This is a genomic window from Gemmatimonadota bacterium (assembly GCA_016719105.1).
Classification (GTDB): domain Bacteria; phylum Gemmatimonadota; class Gemmatimonadetes; order Gemmatimonadales; family Gemmatimonadaceae; genus SCN-70-22.
On sequence record JADKAQ010000008.1, the window covers coordinates 445,474 to 460,433 of the forward strand.

Consider the following 14,960-nt stretch of genomic DNA (forward strand, 5'->3'; position numbering starts at 1 on the left):
CCCCTACTTTGCCGTCGGCATGATGAAGTCGGCCCCGCTCCCGATCGTCTCGGGCCACCGCTGCATAATCGATTTCTGGCGCGTGTAGAAGCGCACCCCTTCCTCACCGTACGCGTGCATGTCGCCGAAGAGCGAGCGCTTCCAGCCCCCGAAGCCATGCCACGCCATCGGAACCGGGATCGGGACGTTCACACCCACCATCCCCACTTCGATGCGCCGCGCAAACTCGCGTGCCGCGTTGCCGTCGCGCGTGTAGACCGCCACGCCGTTGCCGTACTCGTGTGCGTTCACCAGGGCGATGGCGCTCGCCAGGTCGGGGACGCGCACGCAGCAGAGCACCGGGCCGAAGATCTCGTCGCGGTAGATGCGCATCGTCGGCGTCACGTGGTCGAACAGCGTGCCGCCGGTAAAGAAGCCCTGTGGCGCCTCGGCCACCGTGTAGCCGCGCCCATCCACCACCAGCGTGGCTCCTTCCTGCACGCCGACGTCGATGTATCCCTCGATGCGCCGCCGCGCGTCGTCGGTCACGATGGGGCCCATGTCCGCACCGGGCTGCAGGCCGTCGCCGATGCGCAGCGCCCGTGCCCGCTCGGCGAGCAGCGGGACGATCGCATCGCCCGCGCTCCCCACGAGCACCGCGACGCTGATCGCCATGCAACGCTCACCCGCCGAGCCATACGCGGCGCCGATGAGGCCATCCACCGCCTGCTTTACGTCGGCGTCGGGGAGGACGACCATGTGGTTCTTCGCCCCGCCCAGCGCCTGCACGCGCTTCCCGTGATGCGCCCCGGTTTCGTAGATGTAGCGCGCGATCGGCGTCGACCCCACGAAGCTCACCGCGCGCACGTCGTCGTGCGCTAGGAGTGCATCGACCGCGACCTTGTCGCCCTGCACCACGTTGAAGATCCCGTCGGGGAGCCCCGCCTCGGCGAGCAGTTCCGCCATCCGAACCGAGGGCGACGGATCACGCTCGCTGGGCTTGAGCACGAAGGTGTTCCCGCACGCGATGGCCACCGGGAACATCCACATCGGGACCATCACCGGGAAGTTGAACGGCGTGATCCCGGCCACGACCCCCAGCGGTTGCCTCACGACCCAGTTGTCGATCCCGGTGGAGACCTGTTCGGTGAAGTCGCCCTTGAGCAGCTGGGGAATGCCACACGCGAACTCCACGATCTCGATGCCGCGCGTGACCTCGCCCTGGGCGTCGGCGAAGACCTTGCCGTGCTCGGCGGTGATCATCGCCGCCAGTTCGTCACGATGCGCGTTGAGGAGCGCGAGATAGCGCGTGAGGATTCGGGCGCGCCGGATCGGTGAGGTGTCCGCCCATGACGGCCAGGCCTCGCGTGCCGCGGCGACGGCAGCCGAGACGTCGTCGGCCGTCGCGAGCGCGACGTGGCGCGCGATGGTCCCGGTCGCGGGGTTGAAGACGGGAGCTCGTCGAGGTCCACTCCCCTCGTCCCGACGCCCCCTGATGAAGTGGCCAACCGTACTCGTATCGGTAAACGGCGTTGCGCCGTGCATGACTTCGCTCCGGAAGGATCCGTGGATACGCCCTCGTATCGCCAGGTCGGCGCCATGACCACGGTGCTCGGTCGTCATCGCGCATCCCTGACGCACGGCTTACGCATCACCAGAGGGCGAGTACCAAGTCCGCGCACGGCGGACGCGTCATGAATGCGCCATTGAAGCGCTGCGAGCGCACTGCAATCGCGCGCCCGGCGCGTCGCGTTCGGCGACGCGCCGCGCGGTCCCCATCGATTGACTGATACGACACAGCGCCCGGCGTCGAGCCGGGCGCTGTGCGTGGACCACCGCCCGCGCGACGCGCTACACCGCGTCGCTCAAGCTCGTGAACGAGAACTCGCGCGTGCGAATCGCCGGGACGACGATCGCCTGCCCCGTGTTGCCGCTTTCGCTCGCGCTCACCCGAATCGCGCGCGACATCGCCTCGAGGTTGTTGAGCATGAAGATCGGCGACTCGTTGAAGCGGAAGTTCTTCACCGCCTTGGTGATCTTCCCCTTCTCGATGAGGAAGGTCCCGTCGCGCGTGAGCCCGGTGTAGAGCACCGTGCGCGGGTCGACCGGGCGGATGTACCAGAAGCGCGTGACGAGAATCCCGCGCTCGGTGCCGGCAATGAGCGCCTCGAGCGACTGATCGCCCCCGTTCATCTTGAGGCCGGCGCCGCCGCCAAAGCCGCCACCGCCCCCGAAGCCGCCGCCACCACCGCCGGTGTTGGGCTCCTTCCCCTGCTTCTGCGCCCAGTAGCGATCGTAGGCGAGGTTCTTCACGATCCCGTTCTCGATCCACACCGTGCGGTTGGTCGGGAGGCCATCGCCAGAGAAGGTGTTGGTCCCGATGTCAGGATCGAGCGGATCGCTGAAAATCGTGACCCGTTCGTCCATCACCTTCATCCCGATCTTGTTCCCGCCGCCCGCCTTGGTGAAGAACGACCGGCCTTCATCGGCGTTGCGCGCATTCATCGCGCCGGCCAACAGCTGCACGAGGTTCCCCACGGCGGTGGGCTCGAGCACCACGGTGTAACGCCCGGGCTCGATCGCCACCGCGTTCTGCGACGCGCGCGCCTTCTGGATGGCCGTCCCGCCTAACGCCCTGGCGTCGATCTTCGACCAATCCCAGTGCGCCGAGCCTCCCCAGCCGGACCCCTGCCCGTCCGGCGTGCGCACGGTGGTCGTGAGCACGGCTTCGGTGGTGCGTGAGTAGGCAAACAATCCCTTGCTGTTGGCGATGGCCAGCGCCGTCCCGCGCGACTCGATGTACCCGGTCGAGATGAGCCCCGCCGCGCGCGCCGGCTCGGTGATCGTCTGGATCGCGGCAGCCCGCGCCACCGGATCGAGCAGCGCGGTCGCCTCGCTCCACCCCGTCGACTCGGCGTACTGCTGCGGCCCCAGCTCGGGGAGCGCTTCCGGGTCCTCCGGCGACAGGCGCGCGAGGTTCTCGGAATTGGCCACTACCTGCTGCAGCGCCGCGTCGTCGAGCTTGTTGGTCGTGGCCGTCGCGCTCCGCTTGCCGAACGACGAGAGCACGGTGATGACCGTGTCCACGTTGTCGCCGGCGGTCGAGATCTGGTTCACTGCAAAGCGCGAGTTGGCGCGCGCCGCGCTGCGGATCGTGACGCGGGTGGAATCGGCCGTGGCGAAGTACAGGACGCGCTTGGCCAGCGCCTGCGCCTCATCACGCGAGAGGATCGGCGCCCCCTCGACGTATAGCGAACGCGGCGCGCTCATCCCTGCCTCCCGGTGTTGATCACGTTGATCTGCCGATGGCGCGTGGGGACGCACCCGTGCGACACGGCGTTCGATTGCGAAGGCTGCCCCTTGGCGTCGCCAAAGGCGCCGCACAGTTCGTAGCTCTTGGGCCCGCCGATCATGTCCATCGCCGCCCAGAACTCCGGCGTGCGAATCTGGTACGCCACGTCCTTCAGCATGCCAACGACCTTCCCTCCCTTGATCTCATAGAAGAGCTGACCGCCAAACTGCGCGTTGTAGCGCTGCTGGTCGATCGAGAACGAGCCGTCGCCCACGATCGCGATCCCCTTGTCAGTGGCGGCGATGATGTCCTCGAACGAGCGCTCCGTCGTCCCCGGCATCAGCGACACGTTGGGCATGCGCTCGAACTGCACGTCGGCCCAGCTCTGCGAGTACGAGCACCCCTGCGACTTGACCGGCTTTCCCTGCTGCTTGGACCACCACTCCAGGAACGGCGCCTGCATGCGGGTGATCGCGTGGTAGTTCACCAGGATCCCCTTGTCGATGATCGTGAACTCCTCAGGCTTCTGCCCCTCGTCGTCCCAGCCGCACGCCGACAGCGAGCCGACCTGCGACCGGTCGCCCCGGACGTTCATGAGGGGGGAACCGAACTTGAGCTTGCCTAACGTCTTGTCCGGCGGGGCGGCAAACGACGTCCCGGCGTAATTGGCCTCGTAGCCCAGCGCGCGGTCGAGCTCCGTCGGGTGCGCGCACGCCTCATGCACCGTCAGCCACAAGTGCGTGGGGTGCAGCACCAGGTCGTAGCGCCCGACGTCGACCGGCTTGGCCGAGAGCTTCTCGACCGCCTGCTCGGCCCACTTGGCGGCATTCACCACCAGGTTGGCGTCGGTCACGTGCTCGTAGCCCAACCCCTTGGGCTGAATGTCGGTCGACTGGCGCGTCTGGAAGTCGGTGAAGTCCGTGGACACCGCCGTCACGTTCAGCGACGGCTGGGCGCGATACACCGTCTGCACCGTGTACGTCCCGTCGGTGTTGGCGTAGGTCTTTTCCTCGCGCAGGAAGAACATCGACGAGGTGCAGAAGCGCGCCCCCTTCACCTTGAGCGCTGCTTCGTTAGCCGCCAGGAGCAATGCGACCTTTTCCTCGATGGGGACATCGAACGGGTCCTTCTTGATCGGCGACTTCCAGACCCCGTCGGTCACCGGCGCCTGCCCAGGGGCGAGGATGACCGGCTTGAGCTGCGTCGAGCCCGACGCTTGCGCCTGGCGGGCCGCCTGCTTGGCCACCCGCACGATCTCGTCCGGGGTGATCATGCTGCTGGCCGCAAACCCCCACGCCCCGTTCACCAGGACGCGCACGCCGAAGCCGAAGGTCTCGTTGTCCACGACCCCCTGCACCCGCCGCTCGCGCGTGAAGACGTTCTGCGTGCGATTCCGGGAGATGCGCACGTCGGCATACGAGGCCCCCGCCCCCTTGGCCGCCTCGAGGGCGCGCATCGCGAGCGCCTTGAAGGCCGGATCCTGGATGGGCGCGGACGAGAGGTCCGACGGGAGGGCGAACGCCTCACGCGGTGACAGGTGCGACACGCCAAGCGCGGCGGCCGCGACCGAGGAGGCGCGAACGAAGTCGCGACGGGAGAAGGGCATGCTTGAGACGGGAGACGGGAGACGGGAGGTTCGGTCGCGTGCAGGCTTGGAGGGTACGTGCGGAAGCGCGAGGATGTTGGCCCCATGCGCCGAAAACCGCGAGGGGCGGGCGCCAACGGCGCCCGCCCCTCGCACTCCCGTCTCCCGTACGCCCTACCGCTTCTTGCCGCGCGCCTTGAACACGGCGGCGCCAGCAGCAGCCAGCCCAGCCACGACGGCCACGCCCACCGCCGCCTTCTTGAGCGCCTTCTTCTTCTTGTCGCGCCCCGTCACCTTGTCGGACACCTTGGTCGCCAGCGACTTGGCCCCCTTCCCCGCCTTGGCCACGGACTTGGACACGGCCTTCTCCACCGCCTTCTCCTGCTTCAGCACTGCCTTCTTGGCCTTCTGTGCCGTCTTCGCGAGCGATGCCATGAGGTCTGCCTCCGGTGAGTCGTTGTGCCCGTCGTCGCGCCCGGTCGCGCGTGACATCGGGACGCACGTGCAATCGTACACCTAACGCGCCCCGCGGTCCCCGCGTTAGCGGGATTACCGGCGATTCACGTCAGTGGTGTCCTTCATCTTCGACGTATCTCGGCCGGCGCCACCGTGCTGCATGCCACCCCTGCCGCCCCCCATCCCCTCCATCCCGCCCATCCCCCGCATCGTCGAATCGCCTTCAGAGAGCGACCAGACGTAGGCCGCGGCCGCACGCAGCTGCTCGTCAGGCAGTGGAAGTGGCGCCATGAGCCCGAAGCGCTCGATCGCCATCGCCGGCATCAGCGATTTGTCCTTGGCCGGGGCCTTGATCCACGCCACGATGCGCGCCAGTGCCTTCTCGCGATCGCCGTTGTGCTGCATCCGATAGCGACGTGAGACGTGCGCCAGCGGCGGTGCCAGCTTGGGTGGGGGCTGCTCGGTGTGGCACGCTGCGCACACGGTCGTGACCAGCTGCTTCCCCTGCGCGATGAGCGTGGTGTCGGCGCTCGATCCCTGCGCCCCGGCCGCCGAGCTGCCAGACAGCAGCGCGACAGCGAGCGTCGGGAGATACCAGGTGCTGCGCATGACTCCCCTCCAGCGCCGGAGCCGCGGCCGGCGCACCGTAGGCCTTACCGCCGACCCATCGAGTCGGGGATGAAGACCGAGTAAACGCCGCGCAGGTCGCCGGCTGCAAAGCCGAACGCCTTGTCGGCAGGGTAGTTCTTCTTCACGAAGTCCGGGCGCGTGTCGCGCCCCCCGTGGCAGGCCAGGCACGAGGACTCTACCGCCACGCGGCGGAGGTATCGCGTTCCAGCCACTCCCTTGTAGGTGGTGCGCCGGGTGAGGCTCACCAACGCGGGATCGCGCTGGAACTGCCGGAACGCGTGCCGCGCCTCGGCGTCGAGCGTGTTGTCCGGGTTGCGATTGCGTTCGGCGAGCTGCGCGATTGACCACCCGGTCTCCTTCGCCACGCGCATCGCCTCGCCCTTCACCGGTTTGCAGACCTGAGCGAAGGTGGAATCGGTGGCGGCCACGCCCCCGGCCGCGAAGGTGCGCGCGAGTGAGGAGCGCAGCGCGTCGAGCGCCTCGACTTCCTGAACGGCGCGGGCGATGGGGGCGCGGTCTGAAGGTGGTTTCAGCGCCCCCGGTGTCCCCGGACCAGCTTGGGCGAACGCTGCTACGGGAAGCACGATCAGGGCGATCGCCGCCAGACGGCATGACGCGAGCGTCCAATGCGTATTCATGTGCTTCACCTCCAGCCACCGAGTGCTGTATATAACTCAACGGTTATATAATGCCCGAGCCGGCGCGTGGAAGTCAGCGTTTCCCTCGCGCGGGCGCGGCGGGAGCTGCGCCGGCCCCACGGCGGCGGCGCTCGCGCGGTCGGGGCGCCGACGGCGCCACACTCGGGAGGCGCGCTTCGCCTGGTCGGTGAGGCGGCGCGAAGCCGCACGGCCGTTCGATGCGAAGCACCTGAGGGTGCCGCAGCGCCCCCGGGCGCCACGGCATGCGTCCCCCCTACTCCCCCAGCACCGCCTCGATCACCTGCGGCCCACGCGCGACAAACGAACGCCGCAACGCCTCCGCCAGCGACTCCGCGCTCGTCACCTGCACCGCCGGCACGCCCAACGACCCCGCCAGCTGCACGAAGTCGACCGGCGGCTGCGACAGGTCGGTCAGGGAACGGCCGCGCGTCGCCCCCGTGAGCTGCAGGCGCTGCAGTTCGTACTCCAGGATCCGGTAGCGCCGGTTGGCCAGGATCACCGTCGTCACGTCCACCCCCTCGCGCGCCAGCGACCAGAGCGCCTGCGGCGTGTACAGCGCGCTCCCGTCCGCCTGCAGGTTGATGACCCGCCGTCCCGGCGCCGCGAGTGCGGCGCCTAACGCCATCGGGATCCCGAGGCCGAGCGAGCCGCCGGTGATGTCGAGCCAGTCGTGCGGCATCGCCCCGGCGCTCGCCACCAGCGCCGGAAAGCGATTGGTGATCGCCTCGTCGCAGACGATCGCATCCTCGGGGAGCACCGCCGCGAACGTCTGCGCAAAGGTGGCCGGGGTGAGCGGGCCGCTCGCCACCGGCGGCACGGCCCGCGGCACCCGCACCGCCTCCGTCGCCGCCGCCCCCGTCGCCTGCACCAGCGCATCCAGCGCCGCCGTCACGTCGTCAGCTCCGGTGGCTAGGGTGTGGACCGTGCATTCGGCCGGGACAAGCGACCCCGGGAGCCCCGGATACGCAAAGAAGGCCACCGGCGGCGGCGCATCCACCAGGACGAGGTGCCGCACCCCCGCCAGGAGCTGCAGCACCATCTCGGGGAAGTACGGCAGCCGCTCCACGGCGACCGTCCCCGCTCCACGCCGAATGTTGGCGGTGAACGGGGTGCTGCAGAGCTTGGCCCCGCACGCCGCCGCGATGCGCCCGCCCCGTTCGGGGTTCCCGCCCTGCATCGCGCGCCCGCCCAGCAGGATCACCGTCGGCTCCCCCGAGGCGAGCACCCGGGCAATCGCCTCCACGCGCTCGCTCGCGGGGGGCGCCCCCGTGCGCGGCGCTGAGCGCGATGCAACGCTCGCGCGCAGCGCCGCCTCACCCGCCGCCCCCTCGACCTCCCCCCATGCCGCGTCCGCCGGGACAACGAGCGTCGCAATCGCCCCCGGCGGCCCCATCGCCGCTCGCACGGCATCCTCCCCCGCCGCCGCCATCGTTGCGGCTGACGGCACGGCGTGCACCCACGCCGAGACGGTTCCCGCGAGCGCCGCGATGTCGCTGTGCAGCGGCGGGTCGTTCGCCAGGTGATAGGTAGCGTGGTCGCCGACGATGTTCACCAGCGGCGTCGCCGCGCGCCGGGCGTTGTGCAGGTTCGACAGCGCGTTGGCCAGCCCCGGCCCCAGGTGCAGGAGCGTACTCGCCGGCCGCCCGTCACGCGCCCCCAGCCATCGGCGGCGCCGCTCGCGACCGCTTCGTGCAGCGTCAGTACCGCGCGAATCGAGGGGGCAGCGTCCAGCGCCGCGACCAGGTGCATTTCGGACGTGCCCGGATTGGCCAGGCAGAGCTCGACCCCGGACTGGGCCAGCGAGCGCAACAGGAGATCGGCTCCGCGAATCATGTCGTCAGGACGATGAGGATGCGAACGAAGTGAGCACCCCAGCGAAAGCTGGGGTCCACCCGAGCAAACGAAGTGAGCCCCCCGGCGAACACCGGAGTCCACCCCAACAAACAAAGTGAGCCCCCCGCAACCGCCGGAACACGCCCCCGCCGCAGCACGTCCAACCTCGAGAGGCGCGCCGAAACGTTATGCTCGGCGCCCCACTCTCGATAGCCACTCGAGACCGGCTCCGACGGGGATGAATGTCGCGCGTGGCGTCCTGCTATTTTCCCCGCGATGCTCTCCTTCATTCTGGCTCTCACGCTCGGCGCCGCGACGCTCCCCGCCGATGCACTCACGTCCGACGCCGATTCAATCGCCGTCGCCCGCACGGAACGCGCTTCCCGCGCGGAACGCGCTTCGCCCCCCACCGTACCGCCGGACTCCCTGCGGGTCCCCATCCTGGTCTATCACAACATTCAGTCGTCGGCCGACGCCCGCGGCGTGCGCGGCGCCGACCTCACCATGCGCCCCGAGGTCTTCGCGGCGCAGATGCAGTACCTCAAGGAGCACGGGATCCCGGTCGTCTCGTTCACCGCGCTCGTCGAAGCGCTGGAAGGCAAGCGCACGCTCCCGCCCAAGGCCGTCGTCATCACCTTCGACGACGGGCGCCTCAACCAGTACACCAACGCCATCCCCGTCCTCAAGAAGCTCGGCTTCACCGCGACCTTCTTCCCCTTCACGCACGCCATGGACCGCAACCCGCGCTACTTCACGTGGGCACAGTTCAAGGAGTTGCAGCAGGCGGGCCACACCATCGGTTCGCACACCTCGCTGCACGTGCGCGTGGACAAGATGAAGGACGCCAAGCAGATGCACACCGAGGTCACGGGGAGCCGCGAGCAGCTGCAGGCGAAGCTGGGCGCCACGGCCACCGAGTACTTCTCGTACCCGTTCGGCGCCCTTGCGGCTGCCGGCGACTCGGCCGTGCGCGCCGCCGGCTACCGCGCCGCCCGTGCCTACACCGGCGGGCCCTGGAACAGCATCCGCGATCGCTGGCGCCTCAAGGCCGTCCCAATGACCGAGAACATGAAGCGCTTCGCGCAGGTCGTGGATCCGTCGGCGGCCGCCGAGCTCCCGGCCACGGCCAAGCCGTCGCCCAGGCCCGGGGCGGCCAAGGGCGCCCCCGCGAAGCCGCGGCCGGGACGTTAGGCACGCAAAACCCCCCGCCGGAACGGCCGGCGGGGGGTCGGATGCGGTAAACTGGCACGCATCGTTCTCACTGCATCACCTGCATCACCACCAGCTTCGCCCCCGCCCTTGCATTGCGCCTGGCGGGGGCGTCCGTGGCGTTACGAGCAGCTCGGACGCCCGCGCGGGAGCGCCATCGTGCAGTTCTTCACTTCGCCGTTGATCGTGATCACGACCTTGGCCGTGGCGCTGCCGTCGTAGGTGATGACCTCGCGGCGGCTGGCGGTGATCGGCGTCGCCCCGGCGAACGTCACGGTCGCGGTCATCGTGCGGATCACGGTGCCGGCGGTCGGATACGTCGGCTTGCCATCGACGATCGGGATCTCGACCCCACGGGTCGTGTCGGCGGCCACACGCCTGGCGGTGAAGTTCCCCTTGCTCGACGTCCCGGTGGTCGACTCCTCACCGGTCGAGGTCCCCGCCACTGTGCGCTTCGTGCTCCCGGCAGCCAGCCCCGCCACCGTCCGGTCGCTCGTGTGGCCGAGCGTCGTGTTCGCCGTGAGGATCGTCGCGCTGTCGCCAATCAGGCGCCCGATGTGCGGGGGACCCTTGCGGCCGCCCCACGACGGTCCCTTGGACGAGTCGCGCACGTAGCTCACCGTCCCCGCCACGTTCGTCTTGACCTGCACCGAGTTGGTGCTGGCGGTGTCAAAGGCCGACTGCACGACGCCCGCGGTCGTCTTGTACTGCATCTGCTGGTTCACCGTCACGCCATTCTTCGTGATCGGGGTGCAGACAAACCATCCGGTGCTGGCGCTGAACGTCCCGTCGCACGTGCGCCCACCGCCAAAGCGCCCGCCAAACGGGCCGTGATGACCGAAGCCGCGCCCCGCCGACATGGACCCGGCAAAGGCATCACCCAAGCCACCACCCATCAGCCCCTCGCGCCCGAAGGCGCGCCCACCAGGGCCGGGAAGCCACAAGCTCGGCACGCCATCGGAGTCGCCGCCAAAGCTGGACGTGTTGTTCGAGAACTCGGCTGGCACCGTGGTGAAGGCCGCGGTCAACGCCTGGCTCACCGTGGGCGTCGAATCGCCGGTGCCGAGGAAATCGGCGCAGGCCCCCGCGCCGATCAGGAGGGTCAACAAGGCTGCGGAACGAACAGGGCGAAACATGGTGGAGTCTCCGAAACGGGTATCGTACCGACGGTGGGGGATACGCCGGTCCCTGCCCATATGACACATGACGGAGACGATCCCCCCACAACGCATCGCGGGGCGCCGCGATGGTTCGCTGCGCCCCGCACGCTCCAGCCCCGTCTCGGGCAGCGAGGCTAGATCGCGGTCACACTGAACGTCGCCGCGGGGAGCGTCCCGCTCGTCGCGCGCACGGTGTAGAGCCCCGGACTCGCCCCCAGGGTGATCGTCACGCGGGCCAGCCCGGCGCTGTCGCTCGTGCTCGTCGCGTCGCTCAGCGTCCCGCCGCTGCTGCCGGCGGCCCACGACACTGTCACCCCCGACACGGCGTTGCCGTGGACATCCGTCACCTTCACCACCACCTGGACCCCGGCCCCGGCCAGCCCGGCGGTCCCGTCACCGGCGAACTTGGCCAGGAGCGACGCGGGCCCTGCCACCACCTGCTGCAGGAAGATCGTCCCCTGGAGCGACCCGACGATGGCCGTGATCTCCGCCTTCCCCGCCACGGTGCCGGCGGTGAAGCCGAGCGAGGCCCGCCCGGTCGCGTCGGTGATGCTCGTCGACGACGGCAACGTCCCGCTCGCGCCGGTAGCCAGCGACCAGGTGACCGTCTGCCCGGCGAGTGGCTTGCCGTTCTGCGCCAGCACTTCCACCACCATCGGGTTGGCCATCACCGTCCCGGCCACCACCGACTGCGAGTCGCCGCCGACGCGCGAGATCTTCCCGGGGATGGTCGGGCTGGACGGGTCGTCGCCGCAGGCCGACAGCGCCGCCAGGGCGAGGACGGCCAGCGGGAGAAAGGCGCGAGCGCCGACCGACAGCCGGGCGCGGCGAACGAGGGAGCGCGTGCGAAACTGCATCATGGCGTACGGAATGAGGCGAATGGCAAGGCGGCTCCCCGAACACGCGGGCCCGATGTGCCGGACCCGCGGAGCGGAATTTCGGGGCGCCGCTGAAAACTACATCACGGTCCCGGGTTTCTTCTTCCCGATGACCCCCTCGACCTTGCTGGCCTGCAGGAGCTTGTTGAAGGCCGCGATGTCGACGTTCTCGATCGTCTCCACCTCGGTCCGCAGCGTCCGCCACAGCCGCTCCAGCTCGGCCAGCCGTTCTTTGACCCCCTGCGTCAACACGGGGTTCCCTTCCACCTGCCCCAGCAGGAAGCCGTACTGCCCGTTGATCCCGTTGGCGTAGTTGATGATGTCCTGCCCGTTCTGCGCCTTGGTCGTGAGCTTGGGGTCGGCCGTTTCCAGCTTCTTCACGATCGTCCCACCCATCGCGCCAATGGCCTTGGCCGAGTCGGCGTCCTTGGTGCGCGTCACGAAGCCCTGCACCTGCGTCTTGAGGTCGCGCACGCGCAGCACGGCATCGTGGATCTCGCCAATGCGCGTCACCAGCAGGTTGGCCACCGAATCACGCTCCACCAGCTGCGGCATCGGCGTCTCGCGCCGCGGATCCTGCTTCACCTCGAACGACTGCGTGCGCGTCGTGGTCCCCACCGTCAGCCGCACGCTGTACGTCCCCGGCAGGACGCGTGCACCGGCCCCCGGGGCGCCAAAGAGCAGCACCCCCGGCAACGTCGTCGGCGCCGGGCGGCGCAGGTCCCAGGCAAAGGTGTTGACGCCAGCCTTGGGAGCGAGGCGCGACGGTCCCGTCCCTTCCTTGTTGGAGTAGGAACGCACCACCGCCCCTTTGCTGTCCAGGAACTCCAGGCGCACGCTCGTCGCGCTATCGGGGGCTGACGCGAGGCGATAGTTGATCACCGCGCCGCTGCGCGGGTTGCGCCCCACCATGTTGGCTCCCGCGCCACCACCAAAGCCGCCACCGCCGCCCACCAGGAGCGCGGTGCGCGGCTGGTAGAGATGCGCCGCCGCCGAGGCCAGCGAATCGGCGTGCTGGCGAATCACCGACAGGTCATCGAGGATCCAGAACGCGCGCCCTTCGGTGGAGGCGATCAGGTCGCCGTGGCGCACCTCGAGGTCGGTCACCGGGACAACCGGAAGATTGCCGGCGAAGAGCTGCCACCGGGCCCCGCCGTCATACGAGATGTAGACCGTGGTCTCGGTCCCGGCGTACATCAGCCCCTTCCGCTCGGGATCCTCGCGCACCACGCGCACCGGCTCGCCGGCGCGCAGCCCGTTCACCAGCGTCGTCCACGTCTTGCCGAAGTCGGTGGAGCGGTAGATGTACGGCGCCGGGTCGCCCACGCGGTCCTTGCGATAGGCCACGTACACCGTGCCCGGGTCGTGCGGCGACACCTCGAGCTCGTTCACCAACCCATCGCCCGCCGTTGGCGGCGTCACGTTGGTCCACGTCGCCCCGCCGTCCTTCGTCAGCTGCACGTTGCCGTCGTCGGTGCCCACGTACATCGTCTTCGCATCGTGCGGCGACTCCTCGATCACGAAGATCGTCCCGTACACTTCGCCGCCCGCCCCTTCATTGGTGATCGGGCCGCCGCCCCACCCCTGGCGGCTCTTGTCGTTCTTCGTCAGGTCCCCCGAGGCCGGCGCCCACGACTGTCCGCGATCACGCGAGCGCAGCAGCACGTTGCCGCCGTGGTAAATCACGTTCTCGTCGTGCATCGACACCACGATGGGTGCCGTCCAGTTGAAGCGGTATTTCGTCTTGTCGGTCGGCTCCGTCAGGTTCATCTCCGGGTACGCCATGATGTCGCGCGACAACCCGTTCTCCTGGTCCAGCTCGTCGATGAGCCCCTGGTAGCAGCCCCCGTACACATAACGAGAGCGCTTCCCGCTCACGCCGATGTTGGCGCTCTCGCACCCCGGGCCGTTGTTCCACTCGCGCTCGGTGATCATGAAGCCGTCGGAGCGCGACTGGATGATCACCGACGAGTTGTCCTGCTGTCCCGAGTAGAGCTTGTACGGAAAGTCGTCGTCGACCGTCACGTGGTAGAACTGCGCCGTCGGCTGGTTGTCCTGCGTGCTCCAGCTCTTCCCGCCATCCAGCGAGATCGAGCCGCCGCCGTCGTTGGCGTTCGCCACGTAGTTGCTGTTGGTCGGGTTGATCCAGAAGCCGTGGTTGTCGCCGTGCATCGCGTTCACCACCGCAAACGTCCGCCCGCCGTCGATCGACTTGAGCACCGGTGCGTTCATCACCCACACCACGTCGGCGTTCTGCGGATCGGCGATGACATCCATGTAGTACCACGAGCGTGTCTGGATCAGGCGATCCTCGCTCAGCAGGCGCCAGCTCTTCCCCGCGTCGTCGCTGCGGTACAACCCTCCCTTCTCGGCCTCGACGATCGCATAGACGCGTTCCGGATTTGCCGGCGAGACCGCCACGTCGAGGTTTCCGATCAGCTTGGGGAGCCCTTCGGTGAGGCGCTTCCAGCTGTCGCCGCCATCGGTCGACTTCCAGATCCCGCCCCCGGGACCGCCGGAGCGCACCATCCACGGCGTACGCTGGTGGTCCCACATCGCCGCGTACAGGATGCGCGGGTTGGTCGGGTCCATCGACAGCCCCGCCGCGCCGCTGGTCGCGTTCTCCCCCTTGAGCACCTGCAGCCACGTCTTGCCGCCGTCGGTCGAGCGGTAGATCCCGCGCTCCGCCGTCCCCTTCCATCGGTCGCCCTGCGCCGCGACGTAGACGACGTCAGGGTTGTTGGGATGCACCCGCACGGCCGAGATCTGGCGCGTGGCGGCGAGCCCCACGTTGACCCACGTCTTCCCCTGGTCGGTACTCTTGTAGACGCCGTCGCCGTAGGTCGACGACTGCCCGCGGATCGCATGCTCGCCGCTCCCCACGTAGATCACGTTGGGGTCGGACGGGGCGATCGCGATGGCGCCGATGGTGCTCGTCTTGAAGAAGCCGTCGGAGATGTTGCGCCACGACAGCCCGGCGTTGTCGGTGCGCCAGAGCCCGCCCCCGGTGTAGCCGACGAAGTACGTCAGCGGCTGCGACGGGATCCCGACGATGGCGTTCGCGCGTCCTCCGCGCGACGGCCCGATGTTACGCCACGAGATCGCCTGAAAGACGCTCGTGTCGAAGGCGGTGACGGCCGGCGCAGCGGGCGCCGTTCCGGCTCGCCCCTGCTGCGCGGCGACGAGGGTCGGGAGGCTCGCACTCACAGCGAGCACGGACAGCGCGAGGCGGGTGCCATGCAGACGTGCGGTGGACATCTGGAGCGGGTGTGGCAGGGT

Annotated in this window: 10 protein-coding genes and 1 pseudogene; 1 reads left to right on the forward strand and 10 read right to left on the reverse strand. The window is 69.1% G+C overall.

From position 1 onward, the window contains the following. Positions 1-3 precede the first annotated feature (3 nt). The 7 genes and pseudogenes from IPN47_12360 to IPN47_12390 form a co-directional block, all read right to left on the reverse strand. The gene (locus IPN47_12360) at positions 4-1,524 is read right to left on the reverse strand and encodes a CoA-acylating methylmalonate-semialdehyde dehydrogenase (GenBank protein ID MBK9408818.1); all 1,521 of its coding nucleotides are present in this window, start codon (positions 1,522-1,524) and stop codon (positions 4-6) included. A gap of 306 nt (positions 1,525-1,830) precedes the next feature. Next, a complete protein-coding gene (locus tag IPN47_12365) occupies positions 1,831-3,249 on the reverse strand; it encodes a TldD/PmbA family protein (protein ID MBK9408819.1) in 1,419 nt (472 codons plus the stop codon). After that, on the reverse strand, positions 3,246-4,877 hold the full coding sequence (locus IPN47_12370; protein MBK9408820.1) for a TldD/PmbA family protein: 1,632 nt from the start codon (positions 4,875-4,877) through the stop codon (positions 3,246-3,248). Before IPN47_12370 ends, IPN47_12365 begins: the two co-directional genes overlap by 4 nt. Before the next feature lie 153 nt (positions 4,878-5,030). Further along, positions 5,031-5,348 carry a hypothetical protein gene (locus tag IPN47_12375; GenBank protein ID MBK9408821.1) on the reverse strand — a complete coding sequence of 106 codons (318 nt, stop codon included), beginning with the start codon at positions 5,346-5,348 and terminating at the stop codon, positions 5,031-5,033. Positions 5,349-5,405: 57 nt separating this feature from the next. Beyond that, a complete protein-coding gene (locus tag IPN47_12380) occupies positions 5,406-5,921 on the reverse strand; it encodes a cytochrome c (protein MBK9408822.1) in 516 nt (171 codons plus the stop codon). Between the two features lie 44 nt (positions 5,922-5,965). Further along, positions 5,966-6,580, reverse strand: coding sequence for a DUF3365 domain-containing protein (locus tag IPN47_12385; GenBank protein ID MBK9408823.1), 615 nt, complete (start codon positions 6,578-6,580; stop codon positions 5,966-5,968). A 274-nt stretch (positions 6,581-6,854) separates the two neighbouring features. Further along, a pseudogene (locus tag IPN47_12390) lies at positions 6,855-8,434 on the reverse strand (acetolactate synthase large subunit). 276 nt (positions 8,435-8,710) lie between these two features. Here IPN47_12390 and IPN47_12395 point away from each other — a divergent pair. Beyond that, on the forward strand, positions 8,711-9,625 hold the full coding sequence (locus IPN47_12395) for a polysaccharide deacetylase family protein (protein MBK9408824.1): 915 nt from the start codon (positions 8,711-8,713) through the stop codon (positions 9,623-9,625). 140 nt (positions 9,626-9,765) lie between these two features. Here IPN47_12395 and IPN47_12400 read toward each other — a convergent pair whose 3' ends face one another. The 3 genes from IPN47_12400 to IPN47_12410 all read right to left on the reverse strand — a co-directional run bounded on the left by IPN47_12400 (position 9,766) and on the right by IPN47_12410 (position 14,939). Continuing rightward, on the reverse strand, positions 9,766-10,752 hold the full coding sequence (locus tag IPN47_12400) for a hypothetical protein (GenBank protein ID MBK9408825.1): 987 nt from the start codon (positions 10,750-10,752) through the stop codon (positions 9,766-9,768). A gap of 185 nt (positions 10,753-10,937) precedes the next feature. Then, positions 10,938-11,663 (reverse strand): Ig-like domain-containing protein, encoded by a 726-nt coding sequence (locus IPN47_12405; protein MBK9408826.1) that lies wholly within the window; start codon positions 11,661-11,663, stop codon positions 10,938-10,940. A 96-nt stretch (positions 11,664-11,759) separates the two neighbouring features. Beyond that, entirely contained in the window at positions 11,760-14,939 is a 3,180-nt protein-coding gene (locus tag IPN47_12410; protein ID MBK9408827.1) for a glycosyl hydrolase, read from the reverse strand. Between the last annotated feature and the right edge of the window lie 21 nt (positions 14,940-14,960).